29 protein-coding genes and 1 tRNA gene are annotated in these 23,156 nt (G+C 47.6%); 1 reads left to right on the forward strand and 29 read right to left on the reverse strand.

Annotated features, from left to right (window positions below):
- Positions 1-125 precede the first annotated feature (125 nt).
- The 22 genes from ACMP1L_RS01850 to ACMP1L_RS01955 form a co-directional block, all read right to left on the reverse strand.
- A complete protein-coding gene (locus ACMP1L_RS01850; protein WP_418451842.1) occupies positions 126-1,478 on the reverse strand; it encodes a tape measure protein in 1,353 nt (450 codons plus the stop codon).
- Between the two features lie 164 nt (positions 1,479-1,642).
- A complete protein-coding gene (locus tag ACMP1L_RS01855; RefSeq protein WP_418451843.1) occupies positions 1,643-2,059 on the reverse strand; it encodes a phage tail assembly chaperone in 417 nt (138 codons plus the stop codon).
- A 10-nt stretch (positions 2,060-2,069) separates the two neighbouring features.
- Entirely contained in the window at positions 2,070-2,543 is a 474-nt protein-coding gene (locus ACMP1L_RS01860; protein WP_418451844.1) for a phage tail tube protein, read from the reverse strand.
- Positions 2,544-2,556: 13 nt separating this feature from the next.
- Positions 2,557-3,606 (reverse strand): phage tail sheath subtilisin-like domain-containing protein, encoded by a 1,050-nt coding sequence (locus ACMP1L_RS01865; RefSeq protein WP_418451845.1) that lies wholly within the window; start codon positions 3,604-3,606, stop codon positions 2,557-2,559.
- A 3-nt stretch (positions 3,607-3,609) separates the two neighbouring features.
- On the reverse strand, positions 3,610-4,041 hold the full coding sequence (locus tag ACMP1L_RS01870; RefSeq protein ID WP_418451846.1) for a phage tail terminator family protein: 432 nt from the start codon (positions 4,039-4,041) through the stop codon (positions 3,610-3,612).
- A complete protein-coding gene (locus ACMP1L_RS01875; protein WP_418451847.1) occupies positions 4,031-4,543 on the reverse strand; it encodes an HK97 gp10 family phage protein in 513 nt (170 codons plus the stop codon). The genes ACMP1L_RS01870 and ACMP1L_RS01875 overlap by 11 nt, the downstream gene beginning before the upstream one ends.
- Positions 4,540-4,878, reverse strand: a complete 339-nt coding sequence (locus ACMP1L_RS01880) for a hypothetical protein (protein ID WP_418451848.1) — start codon at positions 4,876-4,878, stop codon at positions 4,540-4,542. The genes ACMP1L_RS01875 and ACMP1L_RS01880 overlap by 4 nt, the downstream gene beginning before the upstream one ends.
- Positions 4,871-5,224 (reverse strand): head-tail connector protein, encoded by a 354-nt coding sequence (locus ACMP1L_RS01885; protein ID WP_177303486.1) that lies wholly within the window; start codon positions 5,222-5,224, stop codon positions 4,871-4,873. The genes ACMP1L_RS01880 and ACMP1L_RS01885 overlap by 8 nt, the downstream gene beginning before the upstream one ends.
- An 11-nt stretch (positions 5,225-5,235) precedes the next feature.
- Entirely contained in the window at positions 5,236-6,240 is a 1,005-nt protein-coding gene (locus ACMP1L_RS01890) for a major capsid protein (protein ID WP_177303487.1), read from the reverse strand.
- A gap of 18 nt (positions 6,241-6,258) precedes the next feature.
- The gene (locus ACMP1L_RS01895; RefSeq protein WP_177303488.1) at positions 6,259-6,864 is read right to left on the reverse strand and encodes a phage scaffolding protein; all 606 of its coding nucleotides are present in this window, start codon (positions 6,862-6,864) and stop codon (positions 6,259-6,261) included.
- A gap of 132 nt (positions 6,865-6,996) precedes the next feature.
- Positions 6,997-7,194, reverse strand: a complete 198-nt coding sequence (locus ACMP1L_RS01900; protein ID WP_177303489.1) for a hypothetical protein — start codon at positions 7,192-7,194, stop codon at positions 6,997-6,999.
- Positions 7,195-7,399: 205 nt separating this feature from the next.
- Positions 7,400-7,591 (reverse strand): hypothetical protein, encoded by a 192-nt coding sequence (locus tag ACMP1L_RS01905; RefSeq protein ID WP_177303490.1) that lies wholly within the window; start codon positions 7,589-7,591, stop codon positions 7,400-7,402.
- Entirely contained in the window at positions 7,592-9,079 is a 1,488-nt protein-coding gene (locus tag ACMP1L_RS01910; protein ID WP_418451849.1) for a minor capsid protein, read from the reverse strand.
- Positions 9,079-10,485 (reverse strand): phage portal protein, encoded by a 1,407-nt coding sequence (locus ACMP1L_RS01915; RefSeq protein WP_418451850.1) that lies wholly within the window; start codon positions 10,483-10,485, stop codon positions 9,079-9,081. The genes ACMP1L_RS01910 and ACMP1L_RS01915 overlap by 1 nt, the downstream gene beginning before the upstream one ends.
- A gap of 10 nt (positions 10,486-10,495) precedes the next feature.
- Complete coding sequence (locus ACMP1L_RS01920; protein ID WP_475544505.1) at positions 10,496-11,935, reverse strand: PBSX family phage terminase large subunit; 1,440 nt, start codon at positions 11,933-11,935, stop codon at positions 10,496-10,498.
- A complete protein-coding gene (terS, locus tag ACMP1L_RS01925) occupies positions 11,925-12,698 on the reverse strand; it encodes a phage terminase small subunit (protein WP_418451851.1) in 774 nt (257 codons plus the stop codon). The genes ACMP1L_RS01920 and terS overlap by 11 nt, the downstream gene beginning before the upstream one ends.
- A 73-nt stretch (positions 12,699-12,771) precedes the next feature.
- On the reverse strand, positions 12,772-13,695 hold the full coding sequence (locus ACMP1L_RS01930) for an HAD family hydrolase (RefSeq protein ID WP_118725905.1): 924 nt from the start codon (positions 13,693-13,695) through the stop codon (positions 12,772-12,774).
- A gap of 185 nt (positions 13,696-13,880) precedes the next feature.
- Positions 13,881-13,954: transfer RNA gene (locus ACMP1L_RS01935), tRNA-Ile, on the reverse strand.
- A 157-nt stretch (positions 13,955-14,111) separates the two neighbouring features.
- Positions 14,112-14,339 (reverse strand): hypothetical protein, encoded by a 228-nt coding sequence (locus ACMP1L_RS01940; protein ID WP_418451852.1) that lies wholly within the window; start codon positions 14,337-14,339, stop codon positions 14,112-14,114.
- Entirely contained in the window at positions 14,340-14,561 is a 222-nt protein-coding gene (locus ACMP1L_RS01945; RefSeq protein WP_418451853.1) for a hypothetical protein, read from the reverse strand.
- Positions 14,561-15,373 carry a BRO-N domain-containing protein gene (locus ACMP1L_RS01950; protein ID WP_418451854.1) on the reverse strand — a complete coding sequence of 271 codons (813 nt, stop codon included), beginning with the start codon at positions 15,371-15,373 and terminating at the stop codon, positions 14,561-14,563. The genes ACMP1L_RS01945 and ACMP1L_RS01950 overlap by 1 nt, the downstream gene beginning before the upstream one ends.
- Before the next feature lie 104 nt (positions 15,374-15,477).
- On the reverse strand, positions 15,478-15,621 hold the full coding sequence (locus ACMP1L_RS01955) for a hypothetical protein (protein ID WP_418451855.1): 144 nt from the start codon (positions 15,619-15,621) through the stop codon (positions 15,478-15,480).
- A 124-nt stretch (positions 15,622-15,745) separates the two neighbouring features.
- Between ACMP1L_RS01955 and ACMP1L_RS01960 the strand changes: the two genes are divergently transcribed.
- Positions 15,746-16,171 (forward strand): helix-turn-helix domain-containing protein, encoded by a 426-nt coding sequence (locus tag ACMP1L_RS01960; RefSeq protein WP_118299951.1) that lies wholly within the window; start codon positions 15,746-15,748, stop codon positions 16,169-16,171.
- Between the two features lie 245 nt (positions 16,172-16,416).
- Here the strand turns inward: ACMP1L_RS01960 and ACMP1L_RS01965 are convergent, their stop codons facing one another.
- From ACMP1L_RS01965 to ACMP1L_RS01995, 7 genes are all read right to left on the reverse strand, one after another.
- Complete coding sequence (locus ACMP1L_RS01965; protein WP_418451856.1) at positions 16,417-16,815, reverse strand: hypothetical protein; 399 nt, start codon at positions 16,813-16,815, stop codon at positions 16,417-16,419.
- Positions 16,775-17,068, reverse strand: a complete 294-nt coding sequence (locus ACMP1L_RS01970) for a hypothetical protein (protein WP_418451857.1) — start codon at positions 17,066-17,068, stop codon at positions 16,775-16,777. The genes ACMP1L_RS01965 and ACMP1L_RS01970 overlap by 41 nt, the downstream gene beginning before the upstream one ends.
- Positions 17,065-17,454 carry a RusA family crossover junction endodeoxyribonuclease gene (locus ACMP1L_RS01975; RefSeq protein WP_418451858.1) on the reverse strand — a complete coding sequence of 130 codons (390 nt, stop codon included), beginning with the start codon at positions 17,452-17,454 and terminating at the stop codon, positions 17,065-17,067. Before ACMP1L_RS01975 ends, ACMP1L_RS01970 begins: the two co-directional genes overlap by 4 nt.
- Before the next feature lie 230 nt (positions 17,455-17,684).
- Positions 17,685-19,934, reverse strand: coding sequence for an AAA family ATPase (locus ACMP1L_RS01980; RefSeq protein WP_418451859.1), 2,250 nt, complete (start codon positions 19,932-19,934; stop codon positions 17,685-17,687).
- Positions 19,935-19,946: 12 nt separating this feature from the next.
- Positions 19,947-21,536, reverse strand: a complete 1,590-nt coding sequence (locus tag ACMP1L_RS01985) for a DEAD/DEAH box helicase (protein ID WP_475544506.1) — start codon at positions 21,534-21,536, stop codon at positions 19,947-19,949.
- Between the two features lie 3 nt (positions 21,537-21,539).
- Positions 21,540-21,998, reverse strand: coding sequence for a DUF669 domain-containing protein (locus tag ACMP1L_RS01990; protein ID WP_418451860.1), 459 nt, complete (start codon positions 21,996-21,998; stop codon positions 21,540-21,542).
- 14 nt (positions 21,999-22,012) lie between these two features.
- The gene (locus ACMP1L_RS01995) at positions 22,013-23,152 is read right to left on the reverse strand and encodes an AAA family ATPase (RefSeq protein ID WP_418451861.1); all 1,140 of its coding nucleotides are present in this window, start codon (positions 23,150-23,152) and stop codon (positions 22,013-22,015) included.
- Between the last annotated feature and the right edge of the window lie 4 nt (positions 23,153-23,156).

The raw sequence follows: 23,156 nt of genomic DNA on the forward strand, positions 1-23,156 counted from the left end.
ACAAGATCAGTGACATAATCCAGATGGAAAAATATCTGACCCTCTATCAATGTGCAAGGGAATGCAATGATTTTGACTCCTTTGTAAAGGTCGTGGCGTAGTTTTGTGCAATTTTTCAAATTTGCTCATTTATAGTTATAAAAAAATGATTGAACATTTTTTATAGAATTACCGAAGGCTGTCTGAATATTGCTCGCTACAGCACAGCCAGCACTCCATATGCCGATAAATATATTGGCCGCACTTTGCCCTAAATTCACAATTAATGCCCCAACTACATATAAACCACCGACTATAATTCCCGTTGCACTAACTGAAGATCCTGTAATTTTATTAAATGCTGCCACTCCTGCATAAAGCGCCGCAACCAATACGATAACACCGATTGCCATCAGCCCCGCCGGATTCATCATACACAAAGCATTCCACACCCCTGTTGCTGCATTCAGTACCCATTGCGCCGCAGCAGCTCCGTAAGTAAACGCCGCATATACTCCCAGTCCCGCTGCTATTCCAAGCAGGATCGGTCCAATGATATCCATGTTATTGGCTATCCAGTTTAATGCCAGCAGGAATGGGGCTGATGCCTTCTGAATCGCATTCATGGACTGAGTCCATAACTGTGACCAGGTTAATGGCATGGAATTAAACTGCCGGTCGATGTCATCCATCGCGGCCAGCTGCGCGTTCTTTACAATCTCCGCCGATAAAGCACCTTTTTCCGCATATGACTTAATGGAGCCTTCTGCCCATCCCATGTATTTCTCGATGTTACGGGCAATACTCGGCGCAGCTTCCAGAACCGAATTCAGCTCATCTCCACGAAGAGCTCCGGATCCCATGGCCTGCGTCAGCTGAGTCATAGCACCGGCTGCCGCACTTGCCTCAGTACCTCCGATTGCAAACTGCTTATTGATGGACTCGACAAATCCAATCAGTTCGTTCTGATCCTTGAAGGCATTTGCCGCATTCAAGCCAAGGCTTGCAACACCATTCGCCGTACTTTCGTACGATGCTCTGGATCGCTGCGCAGAGGCATATACATCGTTCTGCAGATTGGGATTGATTACATTACCGGCATTGTCCTTGTTGATCAGGCCAAGACGGGTATTTGCATTCATATATCTATCGGATGCACTCAAAAGCTTGCCTCCCGCATCCAGTGCTGTTTTGGCCGCAAAAAGCTTTCCAAGAGCACCGGCTACTTTCTCGGCTTTGGTCTTTGTCTTATCGACTTCATCACCTAGGCCTTTAACTTTTCTTCTAGCCTTTTCCGCGCCTTCGCCGGCACTTTCAAAGCCTTCCTTTGCCTTCTTGCCGCTTTTTCCGGCTTTATCCAGACTGGTTTTAACCTTATCGGCTGCGGTACTGACATCTTCCACAGATTTTGCCGCGCGGTCAGAAGCACTCAGCACTTTATTGATTCCGGATATGAAGCCGCTCGTGGCCAGCTCAATCGTTGCTCTTAATCTTGCCATCTACTTCGCCCCCTTCGCAGCGCGTTTTTCCGCTTCTACGCGCAATTCACAGCTGGCTGCAATAAAAGCCTTCTCCCTGGGAGTCAGTTCAGCCAACTCGCTTGGGAGAATGTGCAATTTCTGTAGCGCAAAGTGCGCCAGGATAAATTCCGGATCACTTTGCTTTATTCGTTTTTTGCGTCATTTTTCAGATCATCAAAGTCATCATCCATACCTGACAGATCCTGAACAGCTTCGACCAGGGCATTATACTCATTGGTGTAAAGCATCTTTTTCAGAAGCTTCACCTCTCCCAAAACCCCGTAAGCTTTCTGCAGGTCAGCGTTCTTCAGATCCGGGAACACTACAGCAGCCGCTGTGATCTCATCCACATATTTGAAACGGTCAAACTCACTGTTGCCCTTCTTATCGGTCTTAACACAGGTTCTCTGAACCTTGTCGCAGACTTCCTGCTCCAGCGGACGGATCACGAACGGCATTGGCTTGCCGTCCTTTCCTTTGAATCTGTCAGAAACAAAAACATCTTTCTCCGGAGTAACTTCCGGATGTAAAAATCCGTATAAATCTCTCACTTCACTCATAGCCGGTCTCCTATCTCATATTCTCCGGAAGCTGAAATGCCTCCAGGCAATCGCAGTCATCAAAGGTAAAATCCGAATCAAAGGTGATTGGATCCTCACTGTCATCCTCCAGGTATGCAACCGGAATCGTCTTCAAAATCACATGGAACAGTGTTACCGTCTGTCTGCCAACGGTAGACTGCGGATCCTCATTTGTGAACTGCAGGGTGCATGCCGGGTAGATGCCATTTTTCTTATAGTTGATGAATTCCTTCAGTGCATCCGAATTCATGAAATAAAAGGTTCCAGACCCCTCGCCGGTCGCACCAACAACTTTATGCTGTTTCATGCGGTGTCCAAGCAGCTTTTTCTCTGTTACGGACAACGTTACGTGTGCATCAATCTTTGAAATCTCAAACATTTCACGGTTCTGGCCGCTGCGAGTAATGAAGCCCTTTCCCTCCGATCCGCTAAGCGTATCGTCAAGTTTCGTATAATTTGCCATCTCATCGTCCTCCTTAGCTCAGATTTACATTAATATAGGCCAGTTCCATGCTACCAACCAACTGCACGCCACAATTAACCAGAACTGCATTGATTGCCGTGCCGACTTCGACCGTTACATTATCAGAATTAAAATCCTGAATAGCTCCGCGGCGCTCCAAATCGGTAAAATATTCCACCAACATTCCTTTAAAGATTGAACGGCCGTCCACATTGTTGTCATACTTACCTTTGATATTGGCATCCCACACGGACTGAATATCACTGCGGATGCCGCATGCCGTCCGTACTGACCGGTTCTGTTTCATGATGTCACTCTTGGACTGACCGATAGAAGTCAGGGAATTGATATCCGCTACTACAGTAACATTCTGACTTCGATCTACATCCAGAATGAATTTGCCGGCTTTAATTGCGGTTTCCTGTTCGGAGCGGGCCATTCTCGGAACGACATCAATTGCTCCCTCAAACTTCTGTGCTGTATTCGATTTCGTGATGCTTGCGCCGGCAGTGATGCCGCCGATCCATGCAGCAGTTTCGTACGCTGTCAGGGAAGATCCATCTGAAAGGACGGTGCCCTGCGGATTGTTAATGATATACTCCGTATCTGCAGGATAATTTGGCAACACTGCTGTTACATTCTTACCTTCGTCATCCTGCATAGCTTTGATCCAGGCTGCAATTTTCTGCTGCGCCGCTGATGCTGCAGTCCCTGACTTGGCATACGGATATACCAGTACATCAAAATCCACCGTTTTTAATGCTTCCAGCATTGTCTCCACATGCTCATCCGTATGTGCGGTCGGAAGCTTGTACAACAGCACAGTTTTTGCTCCCATAAGTGCAAGTTTTGCCAGTTTTTTATCTGCTGTCGATGCATTTTCTGGATAAGCACCTTCTGATGCTGCAATTTCATAAATGTCATTGTCCGTACCTACCGACAGTTCCTGCGCAATGAGTACTGTTCCACGCTCACCAACTGAAATGCTCAGCGGTGTATTGGTCAATAAATTGATATATGCTCCGGGAATCACCTTGTCCTGCTTATCCCATGTACCCGCCATAGCTTATTCCTCCGTTTCTATTTTTCTATCAAGTTCTTCCATTTTGGGCTGAGCAGACTCCCTGTATTCAACATAGGAAACACTGAACAACAAATGGAGAACATCATCAGTTACATTTGCGTTTTTCTCTTTTACATAAAAGGAGATGCCATCGGCGCTGATCACATCAAAACCCCGAAGCATCTCCTGTTTCACTTTTTCACATTCTTTTCTACGATTCTGGATTTCCCCGCCCGGAAAATACTGCACATCAAAGCTCTGCTTAACGCGCTGCCGGTTCGCCAGGCACCGCCTTGTATCCGTATCAGTGATAAGAACCAGGATAAACGGCGTCTCCGCATTCTGGGGAATATTATCCCTGCAAATCTTTTTAAGTTCCGGAACAACAGACCGGCATTCTGCTGCAATCGCTTTGTATAAAATATCAATCCCCATGCTCATGCTCCTTTCGGATTCTCTGCACCTCCGCTTCAAACAACGCAACAAGACGCCTGTCGATATAAGAGACACCCTTTTCCAACAAATACGTACCTTTCACAAAGCCTTTCGTCGGTCCGCCTTTGCGCAGTACAATGCGATGCCCATAATTCCAGTAAGAAGCATACTCCGCCGTGTTGACCAATACCTTCTTTGCGCCGGATGCGCTTTTTGAAGCAGGAGCAGATCTCCATGATTTTTTGAGCAGGCCGCCCACAATGGTATCCTTCGTTTTAAAGCTGACAACCTTGCCAGCTTTTGGGCCGCTTTTCACTTTGAATGTAACTGGGTTCGGATGGATGCCAGTCGGTGTCCGCTCCTTTAACCACCGGATACCTTCATTTACAGCCTGGTTAAGTACCTTTACATCCACTTCTGAAAGATCATCCATCTCAGCCTTGAGTTCTTTCCGGAACTGATCGATAAAAGCTTTATTCCGTCGGTAATTGGAACTGCTCATGCTTTCTCATCCCTTTCCACCCGACACTGGTACTGGAAGCTGTAAGGGTGCACTTCTCCGACCCGGAGCTTGGTCTGCTGTCCGTTTCTCAGCGTAACCACAACCTTATCTCCTTCCCGGATATCTGTTTCCAGTCCGCAGAAAAGCTGATTGCTCGCTTGCAGGGATGGCGCCGGACTTCCGACAAGACTCTGTCCGGAAATGCTGTATCGGCACTTCACACCAGATGCAATGCAGCACTCTCCAGATGAATCATAGCCGTCATCATCCTTTGCATCCTGATATCGATAAACGTCCATCGTGGAATCGTACATAACTGCGTATGGATTAAGCATAACCTCTCAACCTCCTGAACCGGCGCAGGGCCGTTTTATCTGAATCAGACAGTCCATAGATACCCTCACGGCTATTACCGCTGTCTGTGGCGTATGTGATGGTTCCGTCTCCTTCTTTGATGCTGGATATATCCTGCTGGTACCCAGTTCCCTTAGCAGCCTCATAGTCAATGATTCCCTTAAACTTCTTCCGGACAAACGGCTCCAGCAGATCCGGAATATCATCCTGGCTCAAATTACAATAATCGCAAACATGAAGGATGACATCGGAGATGCCAAGATCTCTCATGTCATCATCGATATTCAGATTGGCCTTTACAGCCGCCAGCATCTCCGTTTTTGTCATATCATCACCGCCTAACCCAGCTTATGCTTAAATGCCACAATACGGATCTGCTTCGGCTCGTAAACCGGCTTCCAGTTCTTCGGGTTTGCCACCTCGGTTCTAGACGGTCCCTCTGTCTTTGCCACCTCCGCATTCTGCCATGCGATTCCTCTCGGATGCAGGATCATGGTCTTACGGTTGATCAGATAATCAATGCCGGAGCCTTTGCGCTTTGCACGGTCAGTCTCAGTCGGTACAAAACCAACCGGATTACCATTACCAAGAGCCACGGCTCCATTGCCGAAGAGATAGGTGGTGTAGGTACCATCAGATACCGGGCAGCCATCATCTACGATCACACGCTTACCCTGGTAAGTACCGAATGCAACATCATTGGACGGCTGTACGGTATCAATCAGATTCTGCTTCTTCAGATAGGCTTCCGTCGCAGAATGCATACAGATGCCAGTCAGCTGCGCTTTCGCATCCCCCAGCTTCTGCTCCGCATCAATAAACGCAGAGCCGGACCAGTTTGCCTTTGTACCGCTCAGGCCGGTAATATCCAGGATATTAGATGCAAGTCTGGTCTCTGCTGCCGGCGTTCCGGATCCACCTGCCGGAATGGTACCGAATACGCCATTCAGAATAGAGATCAGTTCCTTCTGCATATCACGCTCCCAGAATCTTGCCACCAGAGTGCCGATGGCCATCATCGGATCGGCGCCCGCAAGTGCCGCAGACAGATCCGTTGCGGACCACATCTTAGCACGGCGAAGGATTGCAGCTACGTCCTTGTTGGAAGCAATCTTGTTGTCCTCCAGATCCGCACCTTCAATAACCTGCTCAGACTCACCAGTCAGGTCTTCGAAGAACGGCATGTTGACGGTCGGTGCCGCCTGGGAAGCCAGTGCATCGAAAGTGCTGTCATTGGAAATGATTCCGCTCTGCACCAATGCAGAAAGTGCCATCGTCTGATTGATGACATACGGGTTAAAAAGTTCCGGGACAATAACGTCCTGTAAAGTTGTTCCTGCCATTTAAAATTCCTCTCTTTCTTAAAGTTTTACTCCTGCTGCAGCTGCCATCTGTCTGGCCTGCTCCGGATTCTGTTTGAACAGGCGTCCCTGCTCGGTCAGGTTAAAGGTTTCCTTCGCAAACGGATTACTTGCCGGAGGATTTCCGCCTCCTGCCGGTTTGTATCCACCTGCACCTCCGGCTGCCTTAAACAGATGCGGAGATGCCTCTCTCATAGGCTTCAGCACATCCTCCAGCCCGATCGGAGCCCCGTCCTTGTCAAAAACAAACTTGTCCAGGCCGCCATGCTTATAGATGATGTAATCCGCATCCGTCGCGCCGGCCTCCTTCAGCTTATCTTTCAGGGCATATTCCTTTTTGGTATTTGCCGCAGCTGTTTTGAGGTTTGCCACCTCAATTTCATAGTCTTTGACCTTCTGCTGCAGATCTTCGTTATCTGCATTGTTCTTTTTCAGGTCCTTGATGGTATCGTTGGCCGTGCTCAGCTCTTTCACCTTGTCATTGTAGTCCTGCTTTGGTACTGCATGCTTCGGGAACTCCGCATTGATGGTCTTCATGGTTGCCTCAACATCCAGTTTTCCATCTGTGATCACTGCCTTTTCCAAAATTGCTTTTAACCATTCCATCGTGCTTATCCTCCATAGATTTTTATTCCCGCTCTCCGGGTGTTGGGATTGGCCGGTTATACTCCCGGCAGAGTAGTGCCCAGTTTTGTGCCTTATGACAGGGCATAAAAATAACACGCATTGCTGCGTGCCTTAAACTTCTTCCGTATTTGAGGATTCACAGAATCCCGTAATGCTGCGTTTCCTTACCGCGCCCTTGTCTCCGTCCAGAAACATAAATTCAATGAAATCTGAATCCTTAACGAAATCGCCCTTCATGATATCAAGCATAACGTCATAAGGAATGCAGACACCTAAGAAACAGCCGCCATCTGCGTAGATATCAATCATGCCTCAACTTTCCTTTCCGCACTTCGAACAGCGCTTTACATATCCGCCGAACTGGCCAGATGCCCGGCTCCAATGCTTGCGGTAGCTGTGCCGGCAATAATGCTGCCGGAACCAGGTTAATACATTCTTGTGCTCACCTCCCTGCTGTTGCGACGTCGCAACAAAAAGAGTATAAAAATACCACCAGCCAGATGACCGATGGTATCTACTCTTTCACTACTTTTCCGTTTCTAACATGTTCATTTGGCGCCAACGCTCCGTAAGATCGCATGATTTCTTCCATTTTTCGTTCATTTTCTTTTTTCTCTTCTTCTGTAAATTCTGAATGTCCAACAACTACAAATTTAGGAATATCCGTCCAACGCTTTGATGAAAATGGCTTTGCTTTACCGTTCATTTACAATTCCTCCAACAAAATCCAATATTTTCCATCCTTTTTGGTCATATACATTACCTTGAATTCCTGTTGCCGCTCATAAAGCACCTCTAATTCCCTCTTGTTAATACTAGTAATATCATGACCTTTAGTTGCATTCTGAATAAAAATTTGTATTTCACCGTCCGGATTATACAATTCAGCTCCACAGGTTGTACTAAGGAACTCCTGAAAGCCTATTTCGCCGCCAATTTTAATACCACCAAGAAATTTCTTTACTAAATCTGGATATCCAAAATATAATGACCTGGAAAGACTTCCCTTGTACCGCGGTATTTTTTCAAGTGCTGCATCGAGATTGCTGACCATCTGTAGTTCCCGTTCCGTAAGCCGCAACCCTTCTCTGATTTTAGCATTAATCGGATAGAAGTCAAAACTTACATACTGATTCAATGCCTGCTGCTCTTTATCTGTTAAATTTATTATATCAGAGACGTTTTCCTTTTCAATATGCAAATACTTTATCTTCCACTCAGCATAGGTCATATTCTCCGGTACCTCGATGCCGTTACCGTCTGCATCTCTCGCGGCCCGCTTGCCGTCTGTAGGTGTATCTGGATAATATGGCACGTCCGTGCATCTACAGAACGGATGAAAAGGCGGCATATTCTTTCCTGTCACCGCCTCAGCCACCGGATAGATCTTTCTGTCCAGCCTTCCGCAGATTCCACAAGTCTTACTGTCCAGAGTGGCCAGGATCTGGTACTGCTCCACGCCATCCTCTTTGTATCCGGCATGTGTGGCTTCACTCATCACATACGAGCCTTCCGTATGCAGGAGCCGGTAAGCATCGAACTTCTTTGCCTGCATCTTCTTGGCAAAATCCTTTGCCAGATTCTGCGGTGACGTGCCCTGCACCATCATGGTTGTAATGGATTCCATCAGCTGGCTCTGCAGATGCTCCTTTTGCTTCCAGAGCCGGTCAGAGAAGTTCGCGCCATTGAATGGGTACTTCAATACTATCTCCATCGTCCTGGGCTCAATCTGCGCGAACTGCGCATGGAAACCACGGTATCGGTCCGCATCGTACCAGGTGCGGTGATAGGTCTCCTGGTACAGCCCGCTCATCATTTCTTCGGCATCGGCCTGGTAGTCAACCGCATACAGTTCCCGCAGAATTGCGTCCACCTGCGCCTCCAGCGCCTGGTAACGGGTCATACGAGCCTTGATGGACATGTTGTTGACATCCTGGTTGTATTTGCCGATGTTCTTCATTGCTTTGTCCATGAAATCCCGCAGGCCCTTAAGCTCCATCTTATCGAGGCGCTTCTGGGCTGCTGCATAAGTCAGACCGTTCTCCTCGGCATAACGCCAGCAAAAGCTCTCTACTGTCTTCTGCAGCTCCTGCTTTGCCTGGTTAAATGATTTCTCCAGTCCCTTAAAGTACTGGTTAATCGTCATTTCTCCAGCTTTATAAGTTTCTTCCTGGCGTTTTTCCCAGTAGGACATCACTCATCACCACCCTGGCCATCTTTACCTTCGCCTGGTTTATTTTTCGGAAACATCTCTGAAATTTCCGCCGTCCCTGCATCTTCCTGCTCCTGCAGCAGTTCCATTTCCTTTTCCGGATCATCAACCCAAGGATGATGCGCCACAATCGTCTCATCCGAAACAATACCCTTGCTCTGAGTTGCAATCTGGGATAGTTCCTGGTCATTCTGCACGCTGGTTCTAGTCCAGGTCTGAACAATGGTATCATCTTTGATTGAAATACCGTTCAAACGGCAAACGCACCGAATGAACTGACCAAAGCCAAGCCGGAACTCCGTCTCCTGCAGTCCCGCTTTCTGTTCCAGAAGAGCATATAAAAACTTCAGTGCAACTCCGGAACTGTTACCGAAATTTTGCGGATCCGGATCAACACCCATGCCCTGCTCGAAAATGCACTTCCTGGTAATCTCCAGAAGCTTCTCCCGGGCTTCTACCGGAAGCTCGATTGTCAGCGTAGAAACACCGGAATGATCACCATCACCTTCGCTCTCAATCTGGATTGCTTTGTAGTCTTTCAGGTCCCGAAGAAACTGCCCCAGATCTGCACCGCCATAATTGGTCAGCACAAAAATCACTTCCTGGATATCTTCCAGGTCGTTCACAAATCCACTGAAGACCTTACAGTAAACATCGATCAGCGGCTTGATATTCTTCAGATCGTCCGTGTCGATGTTATTGTTAAAGAACGGGAAAAATGGCACCTCGCCAACACCGTGCCGGTAGGTATCAGCATATTCGCAAAGCATCGGATCCACCAGAAACATCTGATACGGCAGCAGCTGGTCCAGCTCATCTCCAGCCTTTAAGCGGTACGCCGCGCACTCGGTTTCATTCCAGTACTCGTAGATGATATATGCATCGCCAGTCTCATCATCGATATTCTGGTAGCTCCGGAACACTCCAAGAAGCTCCTTCTCCAAACTATCAGACCATACCGGAATTACCTGCTCCGCCGGAACTATTGCATATTTCCATGTGCTTTTCTTGTCGCACCAGACATGCAACCACCCTACCGTGCAGTTTGAAGCCTCAATACACAGGTCTTTACAGACCTTTGGATACTTATCTCCCAGAAACTTCACCAGATCCTTGTTGGCTTTCTTCTCTCCAAGATCAAAAAGCGGTGGCGCCGTAAACATATAGGAAGCTTTCTGGTTGACAAGCAAACCGTGAAAGTTGAACGGGATCCGGTTGTCCGCATTTCGAAGCGGCTTTTCTTTTTTCTCCCGTTCCTCTTTTAACGGTGGGAACATAATATCCGTTTCGTTCCGGTAATAGGCCCTTGCCTTTGCAATCTGCCTTACAAAGTCCGTATGCCCCACCTGATACTTCCGGATCAGTTTTTTTATCACTTCAATGTCCATCTATTTCACCTCACTTTAAGATCTTCATGCCGCCAGCTCTGCGGATAATCGTGTAGCAAAAATAGCGGAGGGCATCCTGTGCGTGATCGTGTTCTTTCACTGGCTTGTCTTCGCCGCGCTCTCCTGCCTTTGCGTCCCAGATGTAAGAAGCAAACTCTTTGATCAGATTCTCACAAGACTGATCAATAAAAATAGAACCCGAAAGCAGCAGCGTTGCCACAAATCGGATTCCATCTAAAACATCATTTTTCGCTTTTTTTACTTTGTATCCATCCTTCTCCAGCTGGACCTTGAAAGATGCTGCCGCCGGATCCAGGATCACTGCCCGGATTTCTTCTCCGGCAAGCCATGCCGTCAGATCTTCGGAAAATTCTTTATCGGTTTTCTGCCGGCCCTTATCCCGACCAGAATAATAATATTCTCTGCGGCAGTACCATTTGCCGTCCGCGCCTTTGCTCCAAAACAGGAATGCCGTCGGGTTCTGGGTACCATAGTCGCAGCTGACATACTTATCACCGATCCAGAACTCACGCCCTGTTCTCTGACGGTATTCAGCCACGATTGCTTCTGCATCAACTACGTTTTTGTCCTGGCTGAACATGTCGTAGATGATGCCCTCAGCCATCGCCCAGAGCCCTTCGATATAGCGTTTGAAGAATACGCCGTTGTACATGCTGCGGTATCTGGCCTTGATGACTTCTGACAGGCTCAGGTTGTCGTCCATCGTGAAATGCACGTACAGAAGCTTCTTCAGATTCAACTCCGTGCATTTCGCCTGGGCTTCTTCCTGCAACTTCGCAGCCTTTTTCTTGCCCAGATACCCGATGGCTTTGTCAATCCAGTTTACCTTGAACCAGTGATACGGTCCATCCGGGTTACAGTTAAACCAGTATTTGGAACCAGTCACCGAACAACGACCGGTTGCCTGATTGACGAAGCTCTCTGGCATCAGCGCGACCTCATCACAGAAGACACCCGCCAGTGTAATACCCTGAATCAGATCCTGGCTACGCTCATCCTTGCCGCCGAAGATGTAAAAGTAATTGGTAACACCTTTACGGCTGATTTCTACCAAATTGTCCGCCCGGTGATCTGCAACCTTGTACCCGCGGCTCTTAAGCATCAGCTTCAGCCAGAACAGAACATTTCGCCGGAAGGAGCCGATGGTCTTACCGCACATGGCAAAATTCTGACCGCTGAAATTTTCCATCGCCCAGAACACAAAAGACAGTGACATGCAAACCGTCTTTCCTGATCGGATCGCTCCATCCGCGATAATACCGTCATAGTCCTTTACAGGGCTGTCCGGCATCCACCAGGTAAAAATCTGCTTCTGTCTCTGAGAAAACGGCTGGAACTGAAATACCTGGACCTTTGTCAGGATTTCCCGCTGCTGTTTCATAGCCTGCAGCTTTTCTTTCATGCCGGCAATGCGCTCTTTAATCGTCATCCGCATCACCCCACAGATTCCGTGATTCTGTATTCAACGCATCCAGGAATCCATCATCCTCAATCTGCTGTTCCTGACCACCAAGCTTCAACGCTGCCAAATCAAGCTTCATCATCTCGATTTCCAGGCGCGCATCATCCACACCGTAACGATGCAGCGCATCAATGGCAGCCTGCTTCCTGGCCTGGACACGGGTCAAGGCATCCTCGATATTCTGGATCTGACCCAGCTTACCGCGATACTCCAGAAGATCGGTCTCCTTATCCTTTTCCAGTCCGCTCTTGTGACTCACCACCGTCAGGCCAGTCTCGTCTCCCGATGATACCCCAGAATCATCCAGGGACATCCGCAGCAGGTCAATCCGCTTTAGCATTCGGCGCTCTCGGACCGTCAGAAGCTGAATCTCCTGCATGAGAAGTTTCTGCTTGTCCTCCGGCACGGCCTGCGCCAGGCGCTGCTCCTCTGGATCCAGGCAATCAAAAAGGAGAGTTTCGAACTCTCCCGTGGTGACTGCATTCTTATTCTTCTCTGGAGCCGCACCGCCTCTGTTCCCGGCAGCGTTCTTGTTTCCTGGCTGACCGCCTTTCCGTTTCGCAACGTTGCGTTTCTTTTGCAACGTTGCATTGTCCCAGTCATATCTATTTTTCCAGCTTCGGATTGTCCCTTCCGGAATTTTCAGAAGCTCAGAAATCTCAATAAGTTTCTTGCCTTCCAGGAACAGCTCTCTGGCCTGTTCCATTCTGGCATCTGGCGCTCTGGCCATGCACCACCACCTCTCATTCGTGTTTGTTTTTTGGCATAAGAAAAGAGCCACACGGGGTGGCCCTTCTGTATTATCAAATTATATGCTTTGGTCCGTCAAATGCAGCATATTTTGCAATCTTTTGTTTTTCTTCATTTCGTATTCTTTCTGCAAACTCTGTTATTTTAGCGCATATCCACATATATGCTGTCGTATCTTCTGTGTAATCTGCTTCAGCATACATGTTAATTCGCCCTTCTACTCGCATCTGTTCAACCTGCTTCATTGCTTTCATATCACCCTTTGGATAAATAGCAAACGTAGCTCCAGCATTTTTATTAACAACAGAAAAGGCTGGGATATCACTTGGACCATCAGCAACATAAATCATGTTTATAAAATGAACTCTTCGCAATTCCTCAGGAATTTTTGTATTCACCTTAACACCTTCGCGTCCGTCTTTACTATTTACGCCTTTATTAATTTCAAACAATGCTCTCGTTTTAGTGGTATTGTCAATCGTAAACCCTATTTCAGAAATACACGGGTCACCTTGATCATCTTGACCTTCAATCAATTCACACCCCCATATGTTTTCCACATATGGCATCACCGAAGATCCTCTTATAATTTGAGACATTCCCGTGCTTACTATGTAATGTTCAACTTTAATATCGTATTCTTTATATATTGGATTATTTTCTATCAAATCCTTTGTTTTCTGAAAAATTTCGGGAATCCCATTGTAAAATTTCAGTTTCGAACCAAACTCTTTTAACTTTTCGTTTGTAAGACCCTTAAATTTTCCGGATTTCGCATATTTGATAAATTGGTTCAAATAAATTGTATCCGGATTTACCAATACTCCTTGCTCATCCATATACTTTTTGGGTAGTGCATTTACTTCCTTCCAGAAATCATGCGCGTTAACATTATAATGCTCAAAAATAGGATCTTGCATATATCCATCAACCAGAGTTTTATCAAAATCCCAGACAATTGCAATAATATTTGCCATTTGTAATCCCCCATACATTTTTTCTTTTATCATACCTCAATTTTTGACAAAAGAAAAGCACCCATCTTCCGACAGGCGCTCCAGAAAGGGTATTATCAGATGTACCGACTATTACCAGTATGTCATATATCCGCTATCTGATATCACGGACTCAGGCACGTCACCCAGCATAGGCAACCGCCAAATCGGAACGGAAGGACTCGAACCCTCGACACGCTGGATATAAGCCAGATGCTCTAACCTGCTGAGCTACGTCCCATTAAGCACAGCCGGGTGTATGGGCCGTGCTGCAGCTGTTTGCAATCGGTAGCTGCGAACCAAATCCCCAGCCAGGCTGTAACACCTAGCGGGAAGCATATTCACATGGAGGAAGCCGCAAGCTGTACGCCTTTGGCTTCATGCATGCTACCATAATATCACGGAAGTACCCCTCCGTAGTTACCCACTTTTTTATTTTTCTTTCTGGCGCGTTCTTCTCGTTTTCCTTGAATCACACCGTATGTATATGCCACCGAAAGCATGAACGGTGAGCACTTGCATTTATATCTATCCATAAGACCTTGGAAAAAGGCTGCCATATCTGTCCCGGCATAACCAACCGTAGGCTGATGACCATTGATACGCAATTCTTCCTGAATATTCATTTACGCCACCCCCTGAACTGTATCAGCTTTCTTTGTAAATAACTCGCCATATATCAGATCAAGCACTGCTGCCATAAACTGCGTGCTAAGTTTCCGCTTCCTAACTTCGTGTATCACACCCTCACGGAATTCGTTAAACTCCTCTTCACTCATTTTTCTGCACTCATCCTGCAATTCCAAAACAGACGGAGCAATCTGTTTACAAAATTCATGATATGACATTACGCCACCTCCCCATAAACAACCTTGCATTTATTGCTGTTGCCATTAGAGAGAACCAATTCAATTACAGTCGGATAACCATTCTCATTCAACCACTCTTTGACCTTCTCCAGAACACTGCCTTTGTACTGAACCGTAACACCATCATGTCCATTCCGGCTGTAAGCTGTCCGGACGATTTCATCTGAGAAAATGTCCAGCTTTTGGATAATGGCACTCACCGCTTTATCATGTGGGCGGCCAGACTCAGATAAAATTCCAAGTTCTTTGGCAATGGATGTGCAATCCCACAGATTCGGCACATCGGAAATCACCGGAGCATTGACCGGATAGCCAGAATCAGAATAAATCCGCACCACCTCGGCAGCTATGTACTTGGAATCCACCCCGGCATCGTGCAGAGCCTCCTTGATGTTCTTCACCATCATGTTCACGGAAGGAAGTTTCTCTTTCTTAGACTTGTCCTGCTTTGGCATCTCGTAGGAACCGGTCTTACGGAGAGTTGGAAGAACTTCATCTGCGATCCAGTCTGTGAAAGCTTCTGCATTTGGCTTATGGCTTTTAAATACCAGCTTATACACGCCGCTTTCGGTGAGGAAGTTCTCGCCTGTGTTATGTAATTTTCTAAAATCGGTTTTACCGACTTTAGAATTTGTCAGCTTAACAACCTGCTTTTCATTCATCCTTGAAATATTATCATTCACATTCTTAATGCCAAGAATTTCAGCTACATGCTTCGGGTTAAATAATACCTGTCCCTCAAATTCAAATACTTCTACATCGTGTCCTTCAAAAATCATTAAATTCTGCATTGCAATTTCCTCCTTGCAATTTCTGGCGGAATCACTTACAATACAAAGTGATTCCTGGGTTTACAGGTTTCGGTTTTGAGCAATCACGGAACTCGCCAAAGTTTTTAACGTGACTGCTCTTTTTTTGTTTCAATTTCTGTTTTCACAAGCTCGGTAATGATCTCTGTCACTGTTCTTCCTTCATTTACCGCCAGATGCTTTAACTGCTTGTGAAGTTCATCATCCATGATAATTCCTACTCGTTTCATTGTCTCGCCTCCATTCTATTCGCTATCGAATATATGTGAATTATAATATTCAATATTGAATATGTCAAGTGTATGTTTGCAAATTTGAATATTTTATGCTAAAATATATTCAGAGGTGAATATTATGAGTCTAAACGAAATCATAAAAATTGGAACACGCATCAAGCGTATCAGAATGGATAAAAAAATATCTCAACGAGCTGTTGCCGAAGCATTGGGAATTCCATATTCGACTTATTCAAACTATGAAAACAATAATCGAGAACCTAATCACGATACTCTAAAGCGTATTGCTGATGTACTCGATGTGTCTGTTTCGTATTTGATATACGGTGAAACTGGAAGTATGGCAACAAACACTGCTGAATATCTACTAACTCTGTCTGGATTCGAACTTAATGAAAATCCAGATGGAACGTTTACGATTTGTGATATCGAAAACAACAAAACCAAAAATTCCGTTATTGTTACCGTCAGCCAATTAAAGCGATTGGTCCTTGAAACCTCTGACTATGTCACTTATTTAACTCAAAAACTTTTTCATCAATAAGCCACCCACCACTGAATAGGTGGCTTTTCTCTTGCCCTTTTCTGCAAAATAGCATAAATAAATTCATTTGTAAACCCCCACAAATCCGCAGAAATCCTATGTTTCTACGCTAAATAGCAATTTAACAAAGCACCGATAATTGACTTTCTAACCGAAGCCTATGTTCGCCAATTTTTTCAGTTTTATGTAAACTTTTCAAAATTACTATTTAGCGATCGAAAAGAAAATTATAAAATTTTTATAAACTATCTTTTTTGTGCCATCAGATAGAAAAAATATCTCCGATACTCGTAAAACTGCCTCCGTCCTACCGGAACATCCATCCACTCATACGGCGTTCCTTCGGTTACGTTCTTTAAAATCCACTTGTGAATCTCTGGAGCTGCTTTCCTGGCTGTTTCCTCAACCAATCTGAGATCATCCTGCAACATGGCATTTCTTACTGCGTCCTGCGCCGTAGAATCCCCAGATGTATTTCCTTTGGGCATACCGTCGTTAACGGTTGCTTTCAGTCCGTAAGCATTTTCAAGCTTCTGCTTCTTCTCATGGTACTGCATGCAAAAATACTTAAGTTCGTTATATTTGGCACGGGATATGTTATGCTCACTCAGCTTCATATCCCGGGTGCATATTTGCTTTTCCATCACTTGTTCTCCCTTCTGGCGACCGATGATAATCACCGGCTTTATTGCCTCGTCCTCTGGCCCGCTCCACAAGCTCTGTCAGCATCCGGTTTACTGTCTCTTCCAGCAGCGGATATTTCTTCCGGAGCACTGATGCAATCGTGTGCATCCGCTCCCATTCCGAAGTGTTCTCCTTGGGCTGCCGGCTCTTGTAGCGGTTCCAGAAATTGTTATATACTTCGTTAAAGCCATCTCTGACCTGTTCGTTTGTCATAATTCCTCGATCCTCACATAAATCCCAGGCACATCCGCCCAGAACTTCTCCACGATCTCCGAAGCAACCTGCGCATCATCTTTCCAGAATTCACACGCTGTCATGCAGTCCTTTAAAAGTTTCTGCAGATTGTCGGTATCAGGCTTTGTGATTCGGTATTCTCCGTTGGCGTGCTTCCCGCGGGGAAAGCACCACTTGACCATCAATCTGATTCCATGCTGATATGGCTGCTCCGGTTTATGTCCTGCCAGATGATCCATCAGCTTCTGTCTGGCAGCCTTCAGTTCAGCTGGTTCATAAAAGACCGGTTTGCCATTCACAACATGCACCTGCTTTTCCTGATGGGTGACCGTTGGAACATTTTTCATGACCATAAAAAAATCCATTTTTTCCTTTCCGGGTGTTCCAGGTATGGTGCCCTCTGTGTCTGCGGGTGGGTGAGTCGTCGTGCGTGAGCTATCGCACGACTTACCTACCCCCGCATAGAGGGGGTGCGCCACATCTATATACGTAGTATATAGGTTCGGCGCACCCTTTTGGCGCACTGCGCAGCACTGCACCAGACCATGATGTTGCGCACCGTGCGTCAGACCATAAATTTCTGGTTCGGCGCACCCTATAAATTTTTCCTTTTGATGTACATTTTTCCGTCTGAACCCTGATATTTTTCATAACGCTCTGCCAGATCTTTCTTCCGTTTGTTGCTGTCTCCCAACCACGAAAGAAGTGTTTTAGAGGTTGTTTCCAGCTTCTCAGATAATTCCTGTGCCGGCACCTCACGACCTTCCATTTCAATGTTCGCGAACTCGATTTCGAAGGCGCTCAGCTTCTTTTCTTTGGTCTTTTTTGCCTGTTCTTTTCGCCGTTCTGACGCTTTTTGCCATACAGGCTTATCAGACTCCGGCTGAATGTCTCCAAGGGCTCCTGAGGCGTCTGTGTAATGCACAGGATAATCAAACCACAGGTTTACCGGGTCAAACTTTGGGAACTCTCTCAGGGTCCCCTCAATACGCCAGGCTGTCCGCTGCCTTACCCGTGCTCTGGCTGCATTTACCTGCTGTTCCAGAACTGCATACTGCCATCGATCTAGCTTATTTTCGCAGTAGTTCAGCATCTGATAACTACTGCAGAGATCATCCAAAGATAACTCATCCTTCCACTCAAAATGAGCATCCAGGTACTGTCTGCAGGCATCACAGACCGCTTTATTTTCTTCCTGTTTCAGTAGGTCATCGTTCATTTCCAGCTCAATCAGATCCAGGAGCGCATCCGGATCACGGGCAAATACTCCGGATCCTGATGCACGGTCCATAGACTTTTTTCCGCCCTGGCTGCCCTTGGAATGGTGGTGGCAATAGATCACCGCACACCCAAGCTCTGTACAGACTTTATCGAACTGGTTGCAGAAATTGGCCATCTGATCCGCGCTGTTTTCATCACCGGTGATGACTTTATAGATCGGGTCAATGATGATGGCTATGTAATCCTTTTTGGCTGCCCTGCGGATCAGTTTCGGCGCCAGCTTATCCATTGGCACCGATTTGCCTCGCAGGTTCCAGATATCTATGTTGCCCAGATGCTCCGGTTTCCAATGAAGGGCCTCGTATACGTCCTTGAAACGGTGCAGGCAACTTGCTCGGTCCAGTTCCAGGTTCACATACATTACACGGCCCCTTGCGCACTGCCAGGACAGCCATTTACGGCCCTCAGCAATGGCAATGGAGAGTTCAATAAGGCTGAATGATTTTCCCGCCTTGGATGGGCCTGCAATGAGCATCTTATGCCCCTGGCGCAGTACGCCATCGATCAGTGGCGGAGAAAGCTCCGGGAGATTGTCCCAGGCTTCCGCCATGCTCTCCGGTTCCGGAAGATCATCGTTAATGCCCTCAATCCACTCAAACCATTCCTGCCAGTTTTCTTTTCCGATATTGGTATCTACCAAAAACTGCTTTTTGTCTCCCCGGATCACGCCCGGCATCCTGGACAGTCTGGAAGGATTCCGGTTCTGGTTATCTGTTTTCAGGCCATTTTTCTGACACACATTGTAAAGATAATCTACACGTTTTCGGTACTCGCTGTAATCTGCAGCATCAACTCGCACAATGGCGTGCAGGCTTTTCTTTCCGGAATACACCAGGCACGCCACCGGAAGCTCCAGTTCCTGGATGATGGCATACTGCTTTCCCACCTCCATCACATCGGATTCCACCAGGGCATACCGGAAATCTGTTACGTTTTCATTTTTACAGCCGGTACCGTCCAACGGGTTAAACCGGATCCACGCACCGGCTGCCGGATTGTAATCACCAACCACGCTGCCAATATCACCATCTGTACATTTCGACAGCGCTTCGATCAGCTGACCGGCTGTGCGGTCCCAACTGCCTTTTGATGGCATAAACTTGCCGTCTTTTTCCCAGCTCTCCGTAACATAGCCAACATTTTCCGAAGAATCGAACAAGACCTCCAGATACCGGCTCAGTTCCCTGGCCGGGTTCCACGCCTTCGGTTCATGAATCTCCAGTTCTTCGACGTAATGCTTGTCTACGATCACCAGGTCATCTTTCTGGATAGTATCGTCCCATCCCAACTCATGGCCACGATCCGGAATCCATCCGGCATTCCTGGCCATCTGAACAATGGTGCCACCGGTCACCGGAGTGGTAGTACCATGGAACGTCCGCCATTTGCGCTCACATTCCCCGGCATGGTACCGGCCGGTATCTCTGGCGCTCCACTGCTCCCATACACTCACACTGTAACCTTCATGCTGCAGAGCCATGCCAACATTAACCCAGTCCTGGTAATTCAGTTCCGCGGGATCAATATATTCAATTACTTCCTGTAAATCAAACTGACTGTCCATATATTATGCTCCTTAGCCCCGATACTCCTGTCGGTTAATGTTGTCCGGAACCTGCCAGCCATTGGCTGCGATCCGGTCAATCAAATTCTTTGCATTCTCAAACTGCCAGGTTCCCACATGCTGAAAGCCTTTTCCTTCCAGAAAACGTATCTGTTTTGGCGTGGTAAGACCCTCTTCCCTGCGCTTGTCCAGGCGATCCAGGAGCTTCGCTGCCTTTCCCTGGTTGTCAATCTCATCCGGAAGGATTCCAAGCTTCTCCAGTGCCGCCTTCTGCTTGTCCGTCGGCGGTGACATCTCCCAACCAAACGCAGGCACATATCCGGACAAATCTTCCGCCTGAATGCTCATTTCAAACTGCAGAGGATCCACCAGCTTTTTCTTACGCCGCTTCATTTCAGCCAGACGCTGCGCCAGTGCTTCCTCACGCTGCGCCACCACATCCTCAGATGCTTTCTTTTCTGCTTCTTCAATGTCCATCGGGCAGCCTGCGCCCTCTTCCAGGTTCTCCGTCATCTTCCTGGCCACCTCTTCTGACTCACAGATCAGATTCGCCGGATGGCAGAGCTCATGGCGCTCTGTGTGCCATAAAAAGTCCAGCAGCAACAGATCTGTCTTTCCCGGATACAGTCGGGTACCGCGACCCACCATCTGGCTGTAAAGGCTGCGCACCTTCGTTGGCCGGAGAACCACCACACAGTTCACTGATGGACAGTCCCAGCCTTCCGTGAGTAACATGGAATTGCAAAGAACGTTATAATCCCCACGGTCAAAGGCTTCCAGGATCTCTGCACGGTCCTTGCTTTCCCCATTTACCTCTGCCGCCTTAAAGCCCTTTTCATTCAGGATATCTCGGAACTTCTGGCTGGTCTTGACAAGTGGAAGGAAAACCACTGTCTTGCGGTCCCGGCAATACTTTTCCATTTCGTCCGCGATCTGATACAGGTATGGATCCAGTACCGTTGCAATCTCTCCTACCTTAAAATCACCAGACTGCAGTGTGACACCGGAAAGATCTAGCTGCAGCGGAATCGTCAGCGCTTTGATTGGAGATAAGTACCCCTCCCGGATTGCTTTCGGGAGGGTGTACTCATACGCCAGGCTTTCAAAAAATTCTCCGAGGTTGCGCATATCACCACGGTCCGGTGTCGCAGTCACTCCCAGTACATGCGCTTCCGGGAAATGCTGCAGCACCTTCTGATACCCATCCGTAATGCAGTGATGGGCCTCGTCAATAATGATGGTCCCGAAATAATCCTGATCAAACTGTGCCAGGCGCTTCGGTCTCTGCATGGACTGCACGGATCCTACCGTGATCCGATACCAGCTGCCAAGACAGGTTGCTTCTGCTTTTTCCATCGCGCAGTGCAATCCCGTTGTCTTGGCAATCTTGTCAGATGCCTGCTCCAGAAGTTCCCCGCGGTGCGCCAGGATCAGTACACGCTTTCCCTGCCGCACACACTCCTCTGCTACTTTTGCAAAAACGATGGTCTTACCGCAGCCGGTCGGCAGCACTACGAGGGTTTTCTTCACTTTCCCCCACTGATCAAAAACACTATCCTTTGCTTCCTGCTGATACGAACGCAATTCCATCTTTTTCTTCATCGTTTAAAAACTCCCTGCCTGATACTTCGGTGCTTCATACGGATAGAAGCGCTTTACATCGTTGCTGCTGCGCTCCTGGCCATCTTTGTTGACATACTTGTGGATACCCAGCTTTAAGCGCCCCTTAGCTCCCGGTACCGTCTGCCAGTTCATGCGCAGCGGTTCCCCTTTCTTTTTCTGGCCAATGCTCTCGAAGAATGCTGAAAGCATGCCCTCGGTGATCGTATGCAGGAAAAGGTTGTGGGTTACGGTTACTTCCTTGCCGTCCGCGCTCTTTACACGCAGCTTCAGGATTGCCTTGTTGCACGGCGGTAATTTTTCGCTGCCATTGTGACGGCCACGGTCGAAACTCTCGACTACAAAATCATAATCACCTTCCGGAAGCGGTTCGAACTCCGGGGCCTCTTTCTGAATGGTGTCATCCCATCCTAATTCACGTTCCATTGCTGTATTTTCACTCATGTCAAAAACCTCCTTTAGTTAAACGGAATTGCGTTATTCTTTTTCATATCTCTGATCATGGCAAACACCTGCGGCCATGCTCCAACCAGAACACCCTGGATAAAATCTTCCGGATAATCATAAACCGGCATATCTCCCGGGAAATATCCGCGGGCTTCCACTACTGCCTGAATATCCCACTCACAGACATTGTTGTTGATCATCAGATCTCTCAACGCCTTCGGAATACGCGGATCCGGCGGGAAGGAACTTGTATCCCCCATAACCGGATCTGCAGGTGGCGGTGTCAGATCCATAGTCTGCTGAACCGGTTCGCCCTGCGGTTCCGAATCAACCGGCTGCGTTACCGACGGCGGCGTCTGCCGCTGTGGTGGCATTACCGGAGGCGCAACCGGTTCTGACTCCGTTACCGGCTTTACTGCGTCCGCGCCCTCGATAATGGGGCGAATCACCTCATACTCAAACGGCGCTTCATCCGGAAGGCCATAACGGTTCTTGGCGTCCCAGCACGGATGGTGGGTCGTGTACATGACACGGGCACCGCCCTGCCCTTTCCGTTTCTTGCCCTTATCATCCACCGCAACAGACCAGGTCTTGTAATTGGCAAACAGCACCATATCCGCCCATTCCTTTGCCAGCGGCGCAGTCTGAGAAGATGTTTTCTTTCCCAGCTTCAGCTCCCACCGGTCATATGATCCCATTTCATCCGGCTGTTCAAATTTGCGCATCTGGGCATGGGCTGTAAGCACCACATTGACACCGGCTTCAATAACTTCCTCCAGCGCATTCAGGAAGCGGCCAAATTCTTCCTTGGCATACACATAACCATTTCCATAGCCAAAATCCTCTACACCCTTTTTGCCATGTCTGGCACACAGGTCCGCAACACACATCTGCTCCGCCCAGTCCACCGTATCAATCACCAGTGTCTTGCAAACAGACGGATTAGCTCTGACATACCGGATCTGGTCCATCAGCATACTCCAGCTGGTAGCTTTCTCAAAACGCGCCACATCCATGTCTTTGGTGCTTCCCTCAGTATCAATAAAGACCGGATCCGGGAAATGTGCTGCGAATGTTGACTTTCCAATTCCTTCCGGTCCATAAATCAGGACCTTCTTGGGACAGGGAATTTTTCCCTTGATAATCTGCATAACC

Source organism: Ventrimonas sp., from assembly GCF_048380235.1.
Taxonomy (GTDB): Bacteria; Bacillota; Clostridia; order Lachnospirales; family Lachnospiraceae; genus Brotaphodocola.

Coding starts and splice junctions, on each gene's coding strand:
- ACMP1L_RS01995 (WP_418451861.1), bottom strand. CDS start 23,152: ATGCAGATTATCAAGGGAAAAATTCCCTGTCCCAAGAAGGTCCTGATT.
- ACMP1L_RS01860 (WP_418451844.1), bottom strand. CDS start 2,543: ATGGCAAATTATACGAAACTTGACGATACGCTTAGCGGATCGGAGGGA.
- ACMP1L_RS01895 (WP_177303488.1), bottom strand. CDS start 6,864: ATGGAATGGTTAAAAGCAATTTTGGAAAAGGCAGTGATCACAGATGGA.
- ACMP1L_RS01900 (WP_177303489.1), bottom strand. CDS start 7,194: ATGATTGATATCTACGCAGATGGCGGCTGTTTCTTAGGTGTCTGCATT.
- ACMP1L_RS01960 (WP_118299951.1), top strand. CDS start 15,746: ATGAGTCTAAACGAAATCATAAAAATTGGAACACGCATCAAGCGTATC.
- ACMP1L_RS01950 (WP_418451854.1), bottom strand. CDS start 15,373: ATGCAGAATTTAATGATTTTTGAAGGACACGATGTAGAAGTATTTGAA.
- ACMP1L_RS01875 (WP_418451847.1), bottom strand. CDS start 4,543: ATGAGCAGTTCCAATTACCGACGGAATAAAGCTTTTATCGATCAGTTC.
- ACMP1L_RS01930 (WP_118725905.1), bottom strand. CDS start 13,695: ATGGCAAATATTATTGCAATTGTCTGGGATTTTGATAAAACTCTGGTT.
- ACMP1L_RS01945 (WP_418451853.1), bottom strand. CDS start 14,561: ATGTCATATCATGAATTTTGTAAACAGATTGCTCCGTCTGTTTTGGAA.
- ACMP1L_RS01975 (WP_418451858.1), bottom strand. CDS start 17,454: ATGGATTTTTTTATGGTCATGAAAAATGTTCCAACGGTCACCCATCAG.
- ACMP1L_RS01940 (WP_418451852.1), bottom strand. CDS start 14,339: ATGAATATTCAGGAAGAATTGCGTATCAATGGTCATCAGCCTACGGTT.
- ACMP1L_RS01955 (WP_418451855.1), bottom strand. CDS start 15,621: ATGAAACGAGTAGGAATTATCATGGATGATGAACTTCACAAGCAGTTA.
- ACMP1L_RS01920 (WP_475544505.1), bottom strand. CDS start 11,935: ATGACGATTAAAGAGCGCATTGCCGGCATGAAAGAAAAGCTGCAGGCT.
- ACMP1L_RS01855 (WP_418451843.1), bottom strand. CDS start 2,059: ATGAGTGAAGTGAGAGATTTATACGGATTTTTACATCCGGAAGTTACT.
- ACMP1L_RS01990 (WP_418451860.1), bottom strand. CDS start 21,998: ATGAGTGAAAATACAGCAATGGAACGTGAATTAGGATGGGATGACACC.
- ACMP1L_RS01970 (WP_418451857.1), bottom strand. CDS start 17,068: ATGACAAACGAACAGGTCAGAGATGGCTTTAACGAAGTATATAACAAT.
- terS (WP_418451851.1), bottom strand. CDS start 12,698: ATGGCCAGAGCGCCAGATGCCAGAATGGAACAGGCCAGAGAGCTGTTC.
- ACMP1L_RS01890 (WP_177303487.1), bottom strand. CDS start 6,240: ATGGCAGGAACAACTTTACAGGACGTTATTGTCCCGGAACTTTTTAAC.
- ACMP1L_RS01865 (WP_418451845.1), bottom strand. CDS start 3,606: ATGGCGGGTACATGGGATAAGCAGGACAAGGTGATTCCCGGAGCATAT.
- ACMP1L_RS01985 (WP_475544506.1), bottom strand. CDS start 21,536: ATGAAGAAAAAGATGGAATTGCGTTCGTATCAGCAGGAAGCAAAGGAT.
- ACMP1L_RS01915 (WP_418451850.1), bottom strand. CDS start 10,485: ATGGACATTGAAGTGATAAAAAAACTGATCCGGAAGTATCAGGTGGGG.
- ACMP1L_RS01965 (WP_418451856.1), bottom strand. CDS start 16,815: ATGGAAAAGCAAATATGCACCCGGGATATGAAGCTGAGTGAGCATAAC.
- ACMP1L_RS01885 (WP_177303486.1), bottom strand. CDS start 5,224: ATGACAAAAACGGAGATGCTGGCGGCTGTAAAGGCCAATCTGAATATC.
- ACMP1L_RS01905 (WP_177303490.1), bottom strand. CDS start 7,591: ATGAACGGTAAAGCAAAGCCATTTTCATCAAAGCGTTGGACGGATATT.
- ACMP1L_RS01910 (WP_418451849.1), bottom strand. CDS start 9,079: ATGTCCTACTGGGAAAAACGCCAGGAAGAAACTTATAAAGCTGGAGAA.
- ACMP1L_RS01980 (WP_418451859.1), bottom strand. CDS start 19,934: ATGGACAGTCAGTTTGATTTACAGGAAGTAATTGAATATATTGATCCC.
- ACMP1L_RS01880 (WP_418451848.1), bottom strand. CDS start 4,878: ATGCTTAATCCATACGCAGTTATGTACGATTCCACGATGGACGTTTAT.
- ACMP1L_RS01870 (WP_418451846.1), bottom strand. CDS start 4,041: ATGGGGATTGATATTTTATACAAAGCGATTGCAGCAGAATGCCGGTCT.
- ACMP1L_RS01850 (WP_418451842.1), bottom strand. CDS start 1,478: ATGGCAAGATTAAGAGCAACGATTGAGCTGGCCACGAGCGGCTTCATA.